General features: G+C 62.3%; 14 protein-coding genes. 10 read left to right on the top strand and 4 right to left on the bottom strand.

Annotated elements, in window-relative coordinates:
* Positions 1–3 precede the first annotated feature (3 nt).
* Positions 4–1,323 carry an ABC transporter substrate-binding protein gene (locus tag RLEG4DRAFT_RS63245; RefSeq protein ID WP_003575699.1) on the bottom strand — a complete coding sequence of 440 codons (1,320 nt, stop codon included), beginning with the start codon at positions 1,321–1,323 and terminating at the stop codon, positions 4–6.
* A gap of 60 nt (positions 1,324–1,383) precedes the next feature.
* On the bottom strand, positions 1,384–2,847 hold the full coding sequence (locus RLEG4DRAFT_RS63240; protein WP_171898179.1) for an aldehyde dehydrogenase: 1,464 nt from the start codon (positions 2,845–2,847) through the stop codon (positions 1,384–1,386).
* Between the two features lie 224 nt (positions 2,848–3,071).
* On the opposite strand from RLEG4DRAFT_RS63240, the gene RLEG4DRAFT_RS63235 reads away from it, so the two are divergent.
* The 3 genes from RLEG4DRAFT_RS63235 to RLEG4DRAFT_RS63225 all read left to right on the top strand — a co-directional run bounded on the left by RLEG4DRAFT_RS63235 (position 3,072) and on the right by RLEG4DRAFT_RS63225 (position 4,998).
* The gene (locus RLEG4DRAFT_RS63235; RefSeq protein WP_003575703.1) at positions 3,072–3,971 is read left to right on the top strand and encodes a helix-turn-helix transcriptional regulator; all 900 of its coding nucleotides are present in this window, start codon (positions 3,072–3,074) and stop codon (positions 3,969–3,971) included.
* A gap of 183 nt (positions 3,972–4,154) precedes the next feature.
* Positions 4,155–4,502, top strand: coding sequence for an ArsR/SmtB family transcription factor (locus tag RLEG4DRAFT_RS63230; protein WP_037093439.1), 348 nt, complete (start codon positions 4,155–4,157; stop codon positions 4,500–4,502).
* Positions 4,495–4,998 (top strand): SRPBCC family protein, encoded by a 504-nt coding sequence (locus RLEG4DRAFT_RS63225; RefSeq protein WP_003575707.1) that lies wholly within the window; start codon positions 4,495–4,497, stop codon positions 4,996–4,998. Before RLEG4DRAFT_RS63230 ends, RLEG4DRAFT_RS63225 begins: the two co-directional genes overlap by 8 nt.
* 130 nt (positions 4,999–5,128) lie before the next feature.
* Here the strand turns inward: RLEG4DRAFT_RS63225 and RLEG4DRAFT_RS63220 are convergent, their stop codons facing one another.
* Both RLEG4DRAFT_RS63220 and RLEG4DRAFT_RS63215 read right to left on the bottom strand, forming a co-directional pair.
* Entirely contained in the window at positions 5,129–6,535 is a 1,407-nt protein-coding gene (locus tag RLEG4DRAFT_RS63220) for an adenylate/guanylate cyclase domain-containing protein (protein WP_003575710.1), read from the bottom strand.
* Between the two features lie 169 nt (positions 6,536–6,704).
* Entirely contained in the window at positions 6,705–7,190 is a 486-nt protein-coding gene (locus tag RLEG4DRAFT_RS63215; protein ID WP_003575713.1) for a MarR family winged helix-turn-helix transcriptional regulator, read from the bottom strand.
* A 198-nt stretch (positions 7,191–7,388) separates the two neighbouring features.
* Between RLEG4DRAFT_RS63215 and RLEG4DRAFT_RS63210 the strand changes: the two genes are divergently transcribed.
* From RLEG4DRAFT_RS63210 to RLEG4DRAFT_RS63180, 7 genes are all read left to right on the top strand, one after another.
* Positions 7,389–8,972 carry an AMP-binding protein gene (locus RLEG4DRAFT_RS63210; RefSeq protein ID WP_003575715.1) on the top strand — a complete coding sequence of 528 codons (1,584 nt, stop codon included), beginning with the start codon at positions 7,389–7,391 and terminating at the stop codon, positions 8,970–8,972.
* Positions 8,973–9,016: 44 nt separating this feature from the next.
* Positions 9,017–9,856 carry a p-hydroxycinnamoyl CoA hydratase/lyase gene (locus RLEG4DRAFT_RS63205; protein ID WP_003575716.1) on the top strand — a complete coding sequence of 280 codons (840 nt, stop codon included), beginning with the start codon at positions 9,017–9,019 and terminating at the stop codon, positions 9,854–9,856.
* Between the two features lie 57 nt (positions 9,857–9,913).
* A complete protein-coding gene (locus RLEG4DRAFT_RS63200) occupies positions 9,914–11,020 on the top strand; it encodes an NAD(P)-dependent alcohol dehydrogenase (RefSeq protein WP_003575719.1) in 1,107 nt (368 codons plus the stop codon).
* Positions 11,021–11,041: 21 nt separating this feature from the next.
* Complete coding sequence (locus RLEG4DRAFT_RS63195) at positions 11,042–12,484, top strand: coniferyl aldehyde dehydrogenase (protein WP_003575721.1); 1,443 nt, start codon at positions 11,042–11,044, stop codon at positions 12,482–12,484.
* A gap of 281 nt (positions 12,485–12,765) precedes the next feature.
* The gene (locus tag RLEG4DRAFT_RS63190; RefSeq protein ID WP_051040881.1) at positions 12,766–14,694 is read left to right on the top strand and encodes a diguanylate cyclase; all 1,929 of its coding nucleotides are present in this window, start codon (positions 12,766–12,768) and stop codon (positions 14,692–14,694) included.
* Between the two features lie 86 nt (positions 14,695–14,780).
* A complete protein-coding gene (locus tag RLEG4DRAFT_RS63185; protein WP_003575725.1) occupies positions 14,781–17,078 on the top strand; it encodes an FdhF/YdeP family oxidoreductase in 2,298 nt (765 codons plus the stop codon).
* On the top strand, positions 17,075–17,359 hold the full coding sequence (locus tag RLEG4DRAFT_RS63180; protein ID WP_003575728.1) for a hypothetical protein: 285 nt from the start codon (positions 17,075–17,077) through the stop codon (positions 17,357–17,359). The genes RLEG4DRAFT_RS63185 and RLEG4DRAFT_RS63180 overlap by 4 nt, the downstream gene beginning before the upstream one ends.
* Positions 17,360–17,366 lie beyond the last annotated feature (7 nt).

Raw genomic sequence — 17,366 nt, 5'->3', positions numbered from 1 at the left:
TGGTTATCCGTTGTAAGCGGTAAGCTTGGCGCCGACCGGGACATTGGGATCCGTGGCGTTCTCGGTGACGACGTAGTCGAGCGCGAATTTCGAGCCCTCCGCCGCCTTCACCCATTGCGTGCCGATGATCGGCCCGGGCGAGACATTGGCGACGGGACCGCTGGTGAAGTCGACCTTGCCGGCGATCGTCGTCGTCTTCAGCGTTGCCAAGGCCTTGGCCACCGCCTCCTTGCTCTTGGCGTCGGTGCTGGCTTTCAACACATCGAAGCCGGCGTCGAGGAGCGCAAGGCTGGCGCCGAGCTGCTGCGTCCATTGCTTGCCGCTTGCGGCTTCATAACCGTCGGCGAGTTCGGTTCCGGAGACGCCGGTCAGCGTGGATTTGTAGGGGAAGGCCTTGTGCCAGTAAGCGGCGCTGCCGATGTTCAAGCCAAGATCGCCGAGCGCCTCTATGTCGGAAGGAAACAGGCCGGTCTTCGCCACCTGGCAGATCTTGATCTGCTGGGTGAGGCCCTGCTGTGCCGCTTGACGCCAGAAGGCGGCGAAGTCGGGCGGGATCGGGAAAGAGTTGAAGATCTCGACGCCCTCCTGCCGGAAAAGGGCGATCTGCGCGGTAAAGTCGGTGGTTCCGGTTTCATAGGCGCCGGGATCGACGATGGTGAAGCCCGCCTTGGCAAGTGCGGGCGCCAGATGGGTGCGGATCGCATTGCCGTCGGCATCGTTGGGATACATGACGCCGACCTTCTTGTTGGTCTCGATCAGGTTCCACTGCGAGACATAGGCCTTGTGGAACTCTTCGACCCCGAAGCCGAAATGATAGGTCCACTTGAACGGCGAAGGCGCGCCGGGCTTGGCGCCGCGGCCGAAATACCAGGCTTCCCAGGGCATGACGGTCGACAGGCAGGGGATGCCAGCCGCTTCACAGGCGTCGGCCACCGGATTGATGGTTTCGGGGGTGGAGACGGCGAGCATCAGGTCGATCGCCTGGTTGTTGATCAGGTCCTTGGCCAGCTGGCCGGCGCGCGAGGGGTCGGACTGGGTGTCCTGATCGAGGATCTCGACCTTCCAGGTCTTGCCGCCCGCCTGCAAGCCGTTCGCCAGCGCCTTGCGCGCCAGATCGAGCACGTAGCCGTCGGTCTCGCCGAAGCCGCCTAGGGGGCCGGTGCGCGGGCTGATGAAGCCGACCTTCAACGTATCGCCACCTTGGGCGAAAACCGTGCGGCCGGAAAGCGCCAGCGCCGCGCTGCCTGCGGCCGCCGATGCGATGAAAGAGCGGCGGGTGAGAGACGCCGTCTTGAGTTTTCCATTGCGGAAAAGGCCGTTCATGAAATCAATCCTCCGTTTGGGCCTCCCAGCCCGTTCCCATTATTCTCGGCCGATCCGAATTCAGATCGGGTATTGCCGTTTTCCCGATGCCATGGTGACCCATCTGAGCTCGGTGAATTCATCGATCGCGGCCTTGCCGCCGAAGCGGCCATAACCGCTTGATTTGACCCCGCCGAACGGCATTTGCGGCTCGTCGGAAACCGTGGCTTCATTGATGTGGCAGATGCCGGATTCGAGCCGCATGGCGATGGCCATCGCCGCATTGACATCGGCGCTGAAAACCGCCGCCGACAGCCCGTATTCATTGTCGTTGGCAACCGTCACCGCCTCGTCGACGCTGCCGACCCGGATGATCGCCGCGACCGGCCCGAAGCTCTCCTCGCGGTAGATGCGCATGGCAGGCGTGACGTGATCGATGACCGTCGCATCCATCAGCGTGCCATGGGCTTCGCCGCCGCAGACGAGGGTCGCGCCCTTCTGGAAGGCATCATCGATCAGCGATCTGACACGGCGCACGGCTTCGGCGTTGATCAGCGTGCCGAGCGGCGTGTTGCCGTCGCCGGGGTGGCCCGCTACGAGGGTTTCGGCCTTCGTCCGGAATTTGCCGACGAAGCCGTCGGCGATCTCGTCCATCAGGATGATCCGCTCGGTGGACATGCAGATCTGGCCCTGGTTCATGAAGGCGCCGAACGCGGCGGCACCAACCGCCTCGTCGATATCGGCGTCGGCAAGGACGATGAAGGGTGCCTTGCCGCCGAGCTCGAGCAGGCAGCGCTTCAGGTGCCTTGCCGCCGTTTCGGCGATGATCCTGCCGACGCGGGTGGAGCCGGTGAAATTGATACGGCGCACGGCGGGATGGGCGATCAGCGCATCGACGACTGCAGCGGCTTCACTCGGCGCATTGGAGACGACATTGACGACGCCGCGAGGGAAACCGGCATCCCGCAGGACGTCGCCGATCAGGCCATGGGTCTTCGGGCAGAGTTCGGAGGCCTTGAGGACGACGGTGTTGCCGCAGGCAAGCGGCATGGCGACTGCGCGGGTGCCAAGAATAATCGGCGCATTCCACGGGGCGATGCCGACGCAGACCCCGGCCGGCTGACGCACCGCCATGGCGAGGCTTCCAGGAATGCCTGACGGAATGAGCTCGCCCGATATTTGCGTGGTCATCGCCGCCGCCTCGCGAAGAATATCTGCGCCGAGCCCGCAATTGATCGCTGCCCATTGTGCCGTGGCGCCGGTTTCGCCGGTCATGGCGGCGATGAGTTCGGGGGTCCTGATATCGAGAATATCGGCGGCGGCGTTCAGCAGTCTGCGCCTTTCGCCCGGGCCGGTCTGCGACCAGCCGGGAAAAGCCGCCGCGGCCGCATTGGCCGCCCGCCTCATGTCGGCTACGGATCCTGCCGAAGCGATCGTTGCGACATCGCCGGTCAGCGGATCGATGCGTTCGAAGGTGGCCCCCTCGGAAGCATCCATCGCCTCGTTGTTGATCATCAGTTTTGCCGAAAACACTGTTTTACCCACTCGCCATTTACCGGCGTTTGCATTGTTGCCATGGGAGAAAACGAGCCGACGCCACGGCCCAAAGGCCGCCTGAGCGTTCCTGCGTCTGTCGGAGTGCCTCCTCCCAAAGGCTGATGAAGGTAAGGTTACGCCGATCGATTTCGGATGGAATGCGATTTACTGGGTTAATATTGTAATTATCCGGTGATTGCCGCAATATTTGGCAGGCGAACGGAGGAGAGGCCTTGGCGACGGACGGAGGCATTCATCACTATGCCAGGGGCGAGTGGCACGCACCGCCGCTGTCGCACCGGCGCATCCGTTTCCAAAAAGGGTTGTATGCCGATTTCCACCATTTCCTGCTGCTCGGCGAAGGGGCGGCCGAGCTTCATTTCGACAATGGCGAAGATAGGCCCTTGCAGGGGCCGCTGCTTGCCTTCCTGCCGCCACAGGCGCGCTGCGACCTGTCGATCGGAGCCGGAACCGCGGCCCATTTGGTCGGGGTGTCGACGCAGATCATGGTCGATGCGATCGGCGACAAGGTGGAATCCTATTCGCTGCGCATCTTCACCGAACAGCGCAAGCTGGTCGAGGCAGTGGATCCCGCGCTGGTGGCCGAAATCAGCCCGCTGATTTCGGGCTTCGTGCGGGAGCTCGGTGATCCCTCCCGCTCCTCCTGGATGGTCGCATCGGCCTATATCAGGCTGATCCTGATGACGCTGTGGCGCGGTTCCGACGGCGAGAGAAACGAGCCGCGCGGGCAGGGCGAAACCGGATCGATCCTGCAGCGCTATCGCCAGCTGGTCGAGGCCGGCTTCCGCCGGCACCGGCCGATCAGCGATTATGCCGCGGAATTGGGCGTCACTGCCGACCGGCTGCATTCGATCTGCCAAAGGACGCTCGGCCGCTCGCCGATCCAACTTCTGCACGAGCGCGTGGTCCAGGAGGCCAAGCTAAGACTGGAGCGCTCGGCCCGCAATATCCAGGAAATCTCCGACAGCCTCGGCTTCCGCGACCCGACCTATTTCAGCCATTTCTTCAAGCGCAAGACCGGCCTCTCCCCCGCCGGCTATCGCGAAATAGCCCGGGCGTCGGCTGGGTCGGGAAATAGTATGCTGTCTTCGGGCTATGCGGATTGGCCTTAAGCTCTGGCATCATCAAAGCAATAGCTTGCGCAATCTTGAGTCACAAATCATGCAGCTGTCGGCCCGCGCTAGGCGATTTTTTGCTGCCGGCGCCGCGGCGCATGACCTCGGATGACCGATCCACGGCAGGGAAAGTTCCGGACGCTTGCGCTTCCTGCGCGAGCAGGTTATACACTGAACTATATGGTTCAGTATGGAAGTCCTCCCCTCGATCTCTCGTTCGCGGCGCTGTCCGATGCGACCCGCCGCGGGATCATCGATCAGCTTGGGCAAGGGAACGCGTCGATCACCAGTCTCGCGGATAAGTTCCAGATGACGCTGACCGGCATGAAGAAGCATGTCCAGGTTCTCGAGCGAGCGGGGCTCGTCGTCACGCAGAAGGTCGGACGGGTGAGAACCTGCAGGCTTGGGAAACGCGGCCTCGAGGCGGAGGCCGAGTGGATCGAGGCGCACCGCAAGCTCTTCGAGGCCCGTTTCGAAGCATTGGACGAAATCATCAGTGAAATGAAACAGGAGGGAAGCGATGACTGAGCAAGTTAACAGAACAGGTGGTCCGCAGAACCGCACGTCAGTCGAGCGCAGAGGGGATCGCGAACTCGTGGTAACCCGGACATTCAATGCGCCGCCGAGCACAGTTTACAAGGCTTGGAGCCAGCCCGAGCTGTTCCAGCGCTGGTGGGTGCCAAAATCCGTATCCGGCGTTTCGCTCGTATCATGCGATATGGACGTCCGTACCGGCGGCAAATATCGGCTGGAATTCGGCGCCGTCGATTCCGACACCATGGCCTTCTATGGCAAATATCTCGAGGTGGTGCCGAACGAGCGCATCGTCTGGACCAACGACGAGGGCGAAGAGGGCGCGATCACGACCGTGACCTTCGAGGACCAAGGCGGGAGGACCCTACTGACTTTCCGCGAAGTCTATCCATCCAAGGAGGCGCTAGAGGAAGCACTGCAGGGTTCGGCGGCCGCATTGCCGGAGCAGTTGGAGCAGCTCGACGAATTGGTTTCCAGCCTGGGCGAATAGGGAAGTGATTCCACCGGCCTTTCTGGCCGGAAGGAGTGCGCAAAGCAGTCTATCCTTCGACAACGAAAAAGTTCGCTTCGGCCCCTTAGCAGAAACCGCGAAGGCTGGCTTGACGTTGACGAGCAGACGGTCACGAGAGGGCGAAGATTCTGACCTCTCTCCCGATGCCTTGAAGTTCCGCCATCCGGGAGGCGGAGGTGATGCCGCTGTCACGCAGGATGTCCGAAACCTGGGCATCCCCAACGATCGCCTCCGTCGTCATGATCACATTGGGATCGGCAAGGCCCTGGACGCGGGAGGCGATGTTGACGGTCTGGCCGAAATAGTCCTGCCGGTCGTTCAGGTTGACTGCGAGGCATGGTCCCTCATGGATGCCGATCTTCAGGAGAAGATCGTCGCTGCCATGTTCGGCATTCAGCCGAAGCATCGCTTCGCGCATCTTGAGCGCGGCCGCCACCGCGCGGTCCGGGCTCGGAAAGGTCGCCATCACGGCATCGCCTATGGTCTTGACGACGGCTCCGGCCTCTGTGGCGACGATCTCGTGAAGAACCCTGAAATGCGCCCGCACCAGATCGAAGGCAGCGAGATCTCCGACGCGCTCGTAAAGCGCGGTCGAGCCCCTCAAGTCGGTGAAGAGGAACGTCAGGCTGGTGATCTTGAGGCGCTGGTCGACGTCGAGCGTGTCTGTCCGATAGATGTCGCGGAAGCTCTGGTTCGTCAGCAGGCGCTTGGCCGTCAGGAAGGCGCGTCTGCGGCCCAGTATGTCGTGCAGTTCGTCTCCGGCGACACAGACGTTCGGCACCACTCTGCGATCGGTGTGGTTTTCGAGCGTGAGCCGCAGCGAGCCCGGACGCAGGGTTAGCGTTTCGTTCAGCGCATGCCCGTGACGAATGACCATCGAGAGGGTTTGACGTTCGTCGGTGGGCTCACCCTGCACGTCGATGAATTGCGCCGCGTGCGTCACCGCATCGAAGATGATGACAAATTGCGCCGGCAATTGCAGCGAGACAAAAGCCTTTTCGCCCGGATCCAGCTCGATCATCTCCAGCTGGATGCGTTTAAACCGCGCTTCGAGATCGTCAGGCAGGTCGACTCCGGAGCTGAAGAAGATCTGGCGGTAATATTCGAGCGGCGGCAACCGATCGGGATCGTGGGCGGCGATCCTGCGCACTCTCGGACTGACCGTGAACGTCACCTCGACCATCTCGTCGAGGGTCGGCTGGTATCCGGCCGCGCAGAGCGCGCAATGATAGGTGTCCTGGTCGACGGTTTTCAGGGTCGCACCGCTGTCGAGGACGCCGCCGCATCCCGGGCAAAGCACATTCCAGGTCATCTCGAACGCGCCTATGCGGGCTGCATGCAGAAACGCTGCGATGGTTTTTTCCTGATCGAGATGATGCGCATCGGCGAAGGCGAGCACATTGATGCGATTGAGATCGCGATCCGAGCCATGCAGGACGACATTTTCGATGCACTCGACCGTCTGCGGGTCAGCCGCCTGTCTCAGGGAGGCAAAAAGCACGTCCAGTTCGCTCATAACAAGTCTCCGTGCGCATAACCCACGGCGGACGACGCCAGGGCCGGGATCATAACACGGGAATTTCCGAATAGAAATCTATGGATGCTGCCCGCTTCCCGACTACCTGATTGTCCATATTGAGCGCCGACGATATCTCGGCCGCTTCGGGCCGGAGCGAAGGCGGGTTTCACTTCGCCTTATATATCCGCTTCAGTGCGACCAGCAGGCCATCCATTTCGTCGGGCGAAAACAGATCGATGAAACGCTGTTCGTGCCTGTCGATCAGTTCGCGCGCTTGCGCGAGCATCGCGCGTCCGGCCTCCGTCAGATGCAGTTCCTGGCGCCGGCGGTCTGCGGCTGAAGGCCGGCGCTCGATCAGGTTGCGGGCTGCCAGCCGGTTGACGAGGGCCATCATCGTCGCCCGGTCGGTGCCGAGCGTGTTGGCAAGGTCGATCTGCGATGCGCCAGGATTGCCGGCGGCGAGTTCCATCACCGCGAGCTGCTTCTGCGTCAGCGCCAGCTCCTCCATGGTTTCGGCGAAGTCGCGATAGATAGCGACATGCGCCATGCGCAGATGAAAGCCGAGGAGATCGCCGAGCCGGCCGATGTCGAGCGGCGGCGTTGCGGCGGCCTCCTCGTCCTCCAAATCGTCCTGGGGTGCTTTCCTGGTCATCGTTCGTCTCGCCTCGCTCAGGCGCCATAACCATCAAAATCAGCGGGTTAGTCAATATCGGCGGTGGCAATATTTCCCGCGCCCGTTCGAATGATCGGATCGCCGTAAACGGCTCTTGCATATCCGGGAAAAGATATTAGTATGTGTTACATACAAATTTGATGCCTGCTGTGGGAGCGGTGGGCATGGGAGGAGAATATGGCACAATCCTTTTCCGGGATGGCTTCGCCGGCGGATTGCGGGCTGGTGACGGATGATCCGATCCTTTACCGCGCCCGCCTCGCGCCGGATCGTCTGGCGCTGTTCGAGATCGCCACCGGCCGCCAACTCACCTACGCCGAGCTCGATGCCCGGATCGCCCGTTGCGCCGGCCTCCTGAGCGATATGTTGGGGGCGCGGCGGGACGGAGCGCGGGTCGCCATGCTGGCGCGCAACTCGATGGATGCGATCGTGCTGGCCTTTGCCTGCCAGCGTGCCGGCGCCATCTACGTGCCGCTCAACTGGCGCCTCAACGCCGCCGAGCTTCGGCCGATCCTTGCCGATTGTGCCCCGGCGCTCCTGGTCCACGACGAGGAGTTTTCGGCTGATGTGGCGAGCCTTGCGGACGCCCATCCCAATATGGCGGCGATCTCGACGGCCGATGGTCCGGCCGGCCTCGCTGCGCGGATCGAAGCGAGCCTTCCGGCTGCTCCGTTGCCGGCCGATGCAGATGGACCTTGCGTGCTTCTCTACACCTCGGGCACAACGGGACAGCCGAAGGGCGTCGTCATCACCCGCCGCAACGCCCTCTTCGCCGCCATCAATTTTTCCTTTGTCGGGGAGATCGGGCCTGAAACCGTCGCTCTGTGCGACCTGCCGTTCTTCCACACCATCGGCCTGATTGCGGTGGCGCGCACCACATTGATGCTGGGCGGCACGCTTGTCGTCTCCGACCGCTTCACCCCAGCGCGAACGCTCGCAGCCCTTGCAGACCGGCAGCGCGCCATCAGCCATTATTTCGCGGTGCCGCAGATCGCACTCGCCTTGCGCAGCGACCCCGCCTATAGCGCCGCGGCTCTTTCCGGCCTGCACGCGCTTTTTGTCGGCGGTGCTCCGCTGACGCAGGTGCTGATCGAAAGCTATCTCGCCGATGGCGTCGCGCTGGTCAACGGTTACGGCATGAGCGAGGCAGGAACAGTGCTGCACGTGCCGATCGACCGGCGCGCAGTGCAGGACAATCCCGGCAGCGTCGGTCTCCCGGCGCCCCTGCTCGACATCCGCATCGTCGACGAAGAGGGCCGTGACGTCGGAGAAGGCGGGATCGGCGAACTCTGGCTGCGCGGGCCGGCGGTGACGCCGGGCTACTGGAACAAGCCGCTTGAAACCGCCGCCGCCTTCACCGACGGCTGGTATCGCACCGGCGATCTCGGAAGGCGCGAAGCCAACGGTTTCTATCGCATCGTCGACCGGCTGAAGGACATGTATATCAGTGGCGGCGAGAATGTTTATCCCGCCGAGGTCGAAGCCGCGCTCGCAAGTCATCCCGATATTCTCGACGTCGCAGTCGTCGGAATTCCCGATGCCAGGTGGGGCGAATGCGGAATCGCCTATGTCGTGCTGCGGCCGGGTGCTGCGGCAACGGGCGAGGCGATCGCTGGCCATTGCGCCGCAAGGCTTGCCGCCTTCAAGCGCCCGGCGCGCATCTTCTTCGTCGAAACCATTCCCCGCACAGCCTCCGGAAAGGTGCAGAAACATGTTCTGCGCCAGCTGCATTCCGAAGAAACCTTTCAACAAAAGGCCTGATCAAGCGGCCCCGGCATTCATGCCGAAACCAATGGAGTGACCCCATGACTGAAAAGAACGAGACTGAAAACCAATCGGCGGTTCTTGTCGACTTCGACAACGGCATCGCCTTCGTGACCCTCAACCGTCCTGAAAAGCGCAATGCGATGAACCCGGCTCTCAATGCCCGGATGCTCGAGGTGCTCGACGAACTCGAGGGTGACGCGCGCTGCGGTGTGCTCGTCCTGCGCGGTGCCGGGCAATCCTGGTCGGCCGGCATGGATCTCAAGGAATATTTTCGCGACAATGACGGCAAGCCGCGCGATGCCACCCTGAAGGCGCGGCGCCAGTCCGGCAACTGGTGGAGCCGGCTGATGTATTTCGAAAAGCCGACGATCGCCATGGTCAACGGCTGGTGCTTCGGCGGCGCCTTCACGCCGCTGGTTTCCTGCGATCTTGCAATCGCCGCCGAGGAGGCGAATTTCGGCCTCTCCGAGATCAACTGGGGAATCCTGCCGGGCGGCAATGTCACCCGCGCGGTCGCCGAGGTGATGCGCCATCGCGATGCCCTCTACTACATCATGACCGGTGAACTGTTCGGCGGGCGCAAGGCGGCGGAAATGGGTCTCGTCAACGAGGCCGTGCCGCTCGCCGATCTCGAAACCCGCGTCCGCAAGATCTGCGCGAGCCTGCTCGAAAAGAACCCGGTGACGCTGAAGGCCGCCAAGGACACCTACAAGCGCGTGCGCAACCTGCCATGGGATCTCGCCGACGATTACATCTACGCCAAGCTAGAACAGATGCTGTTTCTCGACAAAACCAAGGGGCGCGACGAGGGGCTGAAACAGTTCCTCGACGACAAGACCTATCAGCCGGGGCTCGGCGCCTACAAGCGCGGCAGTTGAAGGTATGGCCCGGCACGCCGGGCCGTTTGAGGGCTGATCATCGGGAGGAGGAAAACAATGAAAATCCATGCCGCAGTGGCGCGTGCGCCGCATATGCCGCTTTCGCTGGAAAGTCTGGATCTGGAGGAGCCGCGCGAGGGGGAAATCCTGGTGCGCGTCGTTGCCACCGGGGTTTGCCACACCGATATCGTCATGCGCGACCAGCACCTGCCGGTGCCGCAGCCGGTGGTGCTCGGCCATGAAGGTGCTGGTATCGTCGAGCGCGTCGGGCCGGGCGTTGCCAAGGTGAAGCCTGGCGATCACGTGGTCATGACCTTCAATTCCTGCGGTCATTGCCCGAGCTGCAACGATCACGAGGAGACCTATTGCCACGAATTCTTCCCGCGCAATTTCTTCGGTGCGCGCGCAGATGGTTCGAGCGGGCTCTCCTATCGAGGGGAACGCGTTCACGGCAATATTTTCGGACAGTCCTCTTTCGCCAGCCACGCGCTCTGCCATGAGCGCAATATCGTGAAAGTGCCGAGCGATGCCGATCTCACGCTGCTCGGGCCGCTCGCCTGCGGCATCCAGACCGGCGCGGGTGCTGTGATGAATGCGCTCAAGGTTGAACCGGGAAAGATGATCGCGGTCTTCGGCATGGGTTCGGTCGGTCTTGCCGCCGTCATGGCGGCAAGGATCGTCGGCGCCTCCAAAATCATCGCCGTCGACATCAACGAGACGCGGCTGGCGCTTGCCGCCGAACTCGGCGCGACCGATATCGTCAACGGCAAGTCGGGCGACGCGGTTGTCGCGATCATGGCGCTGACCGTCGCCGGCGTCGATTATGCGATCGATGCCTCCGGCGTGCCTGCCGTGATCGATCAATGCGTACGGGTGCTCGCGCCGCGCGGCACCTGCGGCATCGTCGGCGCTTCGCCTCACGGGGCGACGCTGACGCTCGACCTCACCCATATCCTGTCTGGCGGACGCCGGGTGCGCGGCATCGTCGAGGGCGATTCCAATCCCGATGTGCTGATCCCTCTGCTGATCGACCTTCACAGACAGGGCCGCTTTCCCTTCGACAGGCTCGTTACCTTCTACGATTTCGCCGACATCAACCGGGCGGTGGAGGATTCGGAAAAAGGCATCGTGCTGAAACCGGTCGTGCGCCAGCCGGCCGCCTGACACCGTTCAAGGGAGGAAACAATGAACACCGTCACCCCGATCACCGCCACCGATACCAGCGCCGATGCCATGAAGGCTCTGCTTAGCCGGCAAAGAATGTCTTTCCTTACGGAAGGGCCGCCAAGCATTGAAACCCGCATCGATCGCATCGACCGCGTCATCGCCCTTCTCGTCGACAACAAGGACGCGATTGCCGCGGCGCTCTCGGAGGATTTCGGCAGCCGCAGTGTCGAGGCGAGCCTGCTTCTCGACGTCTTCACCTGCGTCGGTTCGCTCAAATATGCCAAGGCCCATCTCGCCGAATGGCTGAAGCCGGAAGAACACGAGGCACGGTTCCCCGATGCGGTCGCCAAAGTGGTCTATCAGCCGAAAGGCGTTGTCGGAATCCTCAGCCCCTGGAATTTCCCCTATCAGCTCGCCCTTGCGCCGCTTGCCGGCATTCTCGCCGCCGGCAATCGGGCCATGATCAAACCGTCGGAGGTGACACCGGCTTCATCAGCGCTGATGGCGGAACTCATCGCTCGCGCCTTCGACGAAGCGGAGATCGCGGTTGTGCAGGGCGGACCGGCCACTGGCACGGCCTTCACATCACTTGCTTTCGACCACCTGATCTTCACCGGCGGCACCGCGGTCGCCCATCACGTCATGCGCGCGGCGGCGGAAAACCTGACGCCGCTGACGCTCGAGCTCGGCGGCAAGTCGCCTGTTATCGTCGGCCGCTCGGCCGATCTGGCAGATGCGGCGCGGCGCGTCATGACGGTCAAGACGCTGAACGCCGGCCAGATCTGCCTGGCGCCGGATCATGTCTACGTGCCGGCGGAAAGCGTCGAAGCCTTTGCCGAACATGCGGTGGCGGCGGTCGCCGCAATGTATCCGACGCTGAAGGAAAATCCGGATTACACTTCGATCGTCAATGGCCGCCATCATGCCCGCGTCCAGGGCCTGGTCGACGACGCCAGGGCCAAGGGCGCCCGTATCGTCGAGATCAATCCGGCGGGAGAGAGTTTTTCGCAGCAACCGACCCATCGCATGCCGCCGATCCTGATCCTCGATCCCACCGAAGATATGCGTGCGCTGCAGGAGGAAATCTTCGGGCCGGTGCTGCCGGTTCTTGCCTATCGCGATATCGCCGACGTCATCGATCGCATCAACGCCCGGCCGCGGCCGCTCGCTCTCTATTATTTCAGCCAGGATGGCGAAGAGGAGCGCCGCGTTCTCGACAATACGACGTCCGGCGGGGTGACGGTCAACGACTGCATGAGCCACGTCACGGCCGAAGGCCTGCCTTTCGGCGGCGTCGGCCACTCCGGCATGGGCGCCTATCACGGCAAGTTCGGTTTCCTCACCTTCTCGCATCCGCGCGCCGTCTATCGCCAGAGCAAGATGGTGGAGGCGGAATATATGATGCGGCCGCCCTTTGGCGAGGCGATGCGCGGCTTTCTGGCCGGGGCGATCTGCAAGTAACGCAGGCCCGGCGGGCCATGCCGGCATTGGCCTGGGGCAGCGGAACGCGCTGCAACCATCGGCATCTGTGAGCCTTTTGGTCGCGCAATAATGGTCCGATTGCGCAGGCCTATCCGAATAGCGCAATATTGCGCCGTCGCAACCATGTCCGGACGAAGAGCAGGGCGTTTGTTGAGCATGCATTATGGCCGGCGTGCCAGACCTTGGCTGGTCGATACTCCATGCCGCCCCATGAGATCGGAAAATGCAGCCGTTTAACCAAGCTCAAACCAGTTTCGCCTATGGTGAGTTCGTTACATGAAATGGAAGGTGGATCCAGCGCGGTGAATGGCAATTGGACGCAATTCGGTGGCAACCTTTCTTTCGTGTGCCTGGCAATTTCGCTCTGGGCGCTTTTTTCGATCGAGTTTCAGCGCCGGTCCTTCAGGCAGGAAAAAATTGCTTTCGGAATCATAGCCGGCGGCGCCTCCATCGGATCCATATTGCTGGCCATTGAATTCCATCCCGGCATCTATATCGACCTGCGTTTTTCGCCGCTTGCATTGGCCGGCATGTTCGGGGGGCCGATCGCGGCGGCTTTTGCCGCGGCGCTGGCGATGGCCTTTCGTTTTGCCGTCGGCGGCACAGCGATGGTCGACGGTATCATCACAATGGCCGTCGCGGTCGGCATCGGTTTGGCCGGTCATTTCTGGACCCGCAAGAGATCACCAGGGCTTAAGGACGTTGCGCTGCTCAGCCTTGCCCTTGGCGCTGCATTGGTCCTGTCGATGGCCGTGCTTCCCACCTTGGTGAATGCCCATGTGCTGGCCGGCGTCGGTTTTCCCCTGATCGCACTGAATTGCCTCGCGACTGTTCTCGGCGGTTTCGTTCTGCTGAAGACGCAGCAATGGGAGCTGGAGCGAAGCATATTGGTGACCGCATTTTCGCAGTCGCCCGATTATCTCTATGTGAAGGACCGAAACAGCCGGTTCATCACCGTCAATGAAAACATGACCCGTCTCTTCCGTTTCAGGACGACGGCGGAGATGACCGGATTATCGGATTTCAATCTGATGTCGCGGCCGCTCGCCGAGGAATTATATTATCTCGAGCAGCAGGTCATGGACACCGGAGCGCCGCTGATCGATTCCACCGAGTATATCGAAGGCAGATTCCTGCTCGCTTCCAAGGTGCCGCTGCGTGACAAGCAGGGGCGGGTGATCGGCCTTGCCGGGGTAACGCGCGATGTTACCGAGCGCACCGCCCTGGAGCGGGAATTGCGTGAAAGCAAGAACCTACTTTCGCATGCGATGGCCGGCATGTCCGATGGCATCGCCATGTACGACCGCAATGGTTTTATCCTCTTTTGCAATGAGCAGTATCGCAATGCCTTCCCGCTCTCCGGAGAGGCCCGTGTGGTCGGGGCCCATATTAGCGACATCCTGCGCCGCGTCGCCGAAACCGGCGAGCGGCCCGGTATCCCCGAGGATGTGGACGGGTGGATCAAGGCCGCCAGTGCCTCGCTGCACAGCAACAAGGACGAAGAGGTTCAGCTTCATAACGGCGACTGGCGCAGCATCCGGACAAGGCTTGCCGAGGATGGCACGGCCATGGCCGTCGTCTCCGACATCACGGCGACGAAACAGGCGGAAATCGCGCTCAGGCTGTCGGCGGAGCAGTTGAAGAGCCTTGCCGAAACCGATGGCCTCACCGGCATGGTCAACCGCCGCGCCTTCGACGAAGCTTTCGCCCGCGAGACCGCAGGCAGCGCCAGAAAGAACACGCCGTTCAGCCTGCTGATGGTCGATATCGACCGCTTCAAGGCCTATAACGACACTTATGGTCATCCCGCCGGAGACCAATGCCTGCGTGACGTCAGCAAGTGCCTGCGCCAATCGGTCAGCCGGCCGGCAGACATCGTCGCCCGTTACGGCGGTGAGGAATTCGTGGTGTTCCTCCCCGACACCAGCGCCAAAGGCGCAATGATCGTCGCCGAGCAATTCGCCCGTCGCCTGGCCCAGGAGAATATCGCTCATTCCGGCAGCGAATTCGCCCGGGTGACGGCGAGCATCGGCATCTCCTGCGCGACCGGAGCCGTTCTTCGAACCAACCCGAACCGTCTTCTGACCGAAGCCGACGCCGCGCTCTATGAGGCTAAGACCCAGGGCCGCAACCGCATTCTGGCCCATTCGCCCAATGGCGAACGGCATGCCGTGAAGGAAGCCGGTTAACCGGATCCTGCTTCGATAGATTTTTTCTATCGAACCATCATTTCTGTGGCCTTGATGTTTCTAGCGCTTCGACAATACAGAGGCGCATGGATACAAAATTCATCGGCAAAAAATCGGCGGCAGCCGGCGGTTGGGGCGCTCTAAAGAGCTGCGGCAAGCAATTGCTGCAAAGCGGCATGCCCATTTCAGGCGCACGCACCATGCTGAAAGCGAACCAGCCCGATGGGTTCGATTGCCCGGGCTGCGCCTGGGGCGATCCGGAACACGGATCGTCGTTCGAGTTTTGCGAAAACGGCGTCAAGGCGGTCGCCTGGGAGGCGACGGAAAAGCGGGCAACGCCGGCCTTCTTCGCTGACAATACGGTGTCTGAGCTTCGCCGGCGGTCAGATTATGAACTGGAACTCAACGGCCGCCTCACGCATCCGATGCGCTATGATGCGGCGAGCGACCGTTATCTGCCGGTTTCGTGGGAGGATGCCTTTGCCGAGATCGGCAGCATCCTGAAGGGCCTCGATACCCCCAACCGGGCGGAATTCTACACCTCGGGCCGGGCCAGCAACGAAGCCGCCTTCCTGTACCAGCTGTTCGTGCGCGTCTACGGCACCAACAATTTTCCCGATTGCTCCAACATGTGCCACGAAGCAAGCGGCATCGCCATGCACCAAGCCGTCGGCGTCGGCAAGGGCACGGTGCTGCTGGAGGATTTCGAAGAGGCGGACGCGATCTTCGTCATCGGGCAGAACCCGGGCACCAACCATCCGCGAATGCTCGGCGACCTGCGCCGGGCGGCGATCCGCGGCGCGCGTGTCGTCGTCTTCAACCCCATCCGCGAGCGCGGCCTGGAGCGTTTTTCCGATCCGCAGGACAAGATCGAGATGCTGCGGGGCGGTTCGACCGAGATCGCCAGCCTATACCTGCAGCCGGATCTCGGCGGCGACATGGCCGCGGTTCGGGGGATGGCGAAGGCTGTGCTCGCCGCGGAAGACAAAGCGGTCGCCGCCGGTCTTCCCTCCGTTCTCGACCATGCATTTCTCACCGAACACTGCGTGGATTTTCAGGCGTATCAGGTAGCGGTCGAGGCGACGAGCTGGGCTGAGATCGAGGACCAATCGGGACTGAGCCGGGAAGAGATCGAACGGGCAGCCGATGTCTATATCAACGCCGAACGCGTCATCTGCACCTGGGCGATGGGTGTCACCCAGCATCTTCATTCGGTCGCGACGATCCGCGAGATCGCCAATTTCATGTTCCTGCGCGGCAATATCGGCAAGCCGGGCGCCGGTCTTTGCCCGGTGCGCGGCCATTCCAACGTGCAGGGCGACCGCACCGTCGGCATCAACGAAAAGCCGGCGGACGATTTCCTCGATGCGCTGGAGAAACACTTCCGTTTCACCGTTCCCCGCGAACATGGCCACAATGTCCTTGCCGCGATCGGCGCGATGCTCGACGGCTCGGCCGAAGCCTTCATCGGGCTTGGCGGCAATTTCGCGCGCGCCACGCCCGACAGCGCCCTGGTTGAAAAGGCGCTTCGGCAGCTGAAGCTGACGGTGCACATCGCGACCAAACCCAACCATTCGCATCTCATGCCGGGCGAGGCGGCCTTCATCCTGCCCTGCCTCGGACGCACCGAGATGGACCTCAACGAAGCCGGCAAGTCCCAGCTCATCAGCGTTGAGGATTCGATGAGCATGGTGCACGGCTCCGCCGGCATCAATCGTCCGGCCTCGCCGCACCTGCTGTCGGAAGTCGCCATCATTGCCGGCATTGCGGAAGCGACGGTCGGTTCCGCCGTGGTCGACTGGGCGGAGCTCGCCGAGGATTACGACCTTATCCGCGATCATATCGAGGCGACCATTCCGGGCTTCGAAAACTACAATCAGCGCCTGCGCAAGCCGCGCGGTTTCCACCTGCGCAATGCGGCGGCCCATCGCGAGTGGGATACGCCGGCGGGCAAGGCCTCATTCTCCTCCGAGGCGCTTCCCGAGGAGACGGTGCATCAGCGTGCGCGAAAGGGTGAGGGGCATCGTTTTGCCCTGCAGACTTTCCGGTCGCATGATCAATACAATACGACGGTCTACGGTCTCGATGACCGATATCGTGGCGTCTACGGAGAACGGCAGGTCATTTTCATTCATCCCGCCGACCTGAAGGCGATGAATGCCGAGGCCGGTGACCGGGTCGACGTGATCGGCGAGCATGATGATGGCATCGAGCGCATCGCTGAGGATTTCCGCCTGGTGCCCTATGACATTCCGCGGGGCAGCATCGCCGGTTATTATCCCGAGCTGAACGTGCTGGTGCCGCTCGGCAGCGCCGGCAAGGAAAGCGATACGCCGACCTCGAAGTCGATCATGGTGTCCTTCCGCGGGCGAAACGCCTCGTGAGTGAAGAGCCGGCCGACGTCGATCGGTTTCTCGCCCTCGTCGCTTCAGCGCAAGAGGGCGATATCAGGCTGACATCCATCCAGGCCGGTCTCCTCGTTGCCGCCGAACTCGGGATCGCGCGCGACAGCCGCGTCTTTGCGCGCAAGCTGGGGATCGCCCATTCCCTCGTACTGCGTGAACTCAATGCGCTGGCGGAGAGCCAAGACGTGCTTGAGATCGTCAAGCGGGATCCGCGGACGATGAGAGTGCACTATATGTTGCCGCCGTCTACGTCGCCGTAAGCGAGGG

Source organism: Rhizobium leguminosarum bv. trifolii WSM2297 (assembly GCF_000271845.1).
Note: the sequence above shows the minus strand (reverse complement) of the source record. Positions and strands in the feature narration are given on the sequence as shown.

Excerpts from the sequence above, each read along its gene's own strand:
- RLEG4DRAFT_RS63230 (WP_037093439.1), top strand. The coding sequence starts at position 4,155 with ATGGTTCAGTATGGAAGTCCTCCCCTCGATCTCTCGTTCGCGGCGCTG.
- RLEG4DRAFT_RS63200 (WP_003575719.1), top strand. The coding sequence starts at position 9,914 with ATGAAAATCCATGCCGCAGTGGCGCGTGCGCCGCATATGCCGCTTTCG.
- RLEG4DRAFT_RS63210 (WP_003575715.1), top strand. The coding sequence starts at position 7,389 with ATGGCACAATCCTTTTCCGGGATGGCTTCGCCGGCGGATTGCGGGCTG.
- RLEG4DRAFT_RS63185 (WP_003575725.1), top strand. The coding sequence starts at position 14,781 with ATGGATACAAAATTCATCGGCAAAAAATCGGCGGCAGCCGGCGGTTGG.
- RLEG4DRAFT_RS63195 (WP_003575721.1), top strand. The coding sequence starts at position 11,042 with ATGAACACCGTCACCCCGATCACCGCCACCGATACCAGCGCCGATGCC.
- RLEG4DRAFT_RS63190 (WP_051040881.1), top strand. The coding sequence starts at position 12,766 with ATGGTGAGTTCGTTACATGAAATGGAAGGTGGATCCAGCGCGGTGAAT.
- RLEG4DRAFT_RS63205 (WP_003575716.1), top strand. The coding sequence starts at position 9,017 with ATGACTGAAAAGAACGAGACTGAAAACCAATCGGCGGTTCTTGTCGAC.
- RLEG4DRAFT_RS63215 (WP_003575713.1), bottom strand. The coding sequence starts at position 7,190 with ATGACCAGGAAAGCACCCCAGGACGATTTGGAGGACGAGGAGGCCGCC.
- RLEG4DRAFT_RS63220 (WP_003575710.1), bottom strand. The coding sequence starts at position 6,535 with ATGAGCGAACTGGACGTGCTTTTTGCCTCCCTGAGACAGGCGGCTGAC.
- RLEG4DRAFT_RS63245 (WP_003575699.1), bottom strand. The coding sequence starts at position 1,323 with ATGAACGGCCTTTTCCGCAATGGAAAACTCAAGACGGCGTCTCTCACC.
- RLEG4DRAFT_RS63225 (WP_003575707.1), top strand. The coding sequence starts at position 4,495 with ATGACTGAGCAAGTTAACAGAACAGGTGGTCCGCAGAACCGCACGTCA.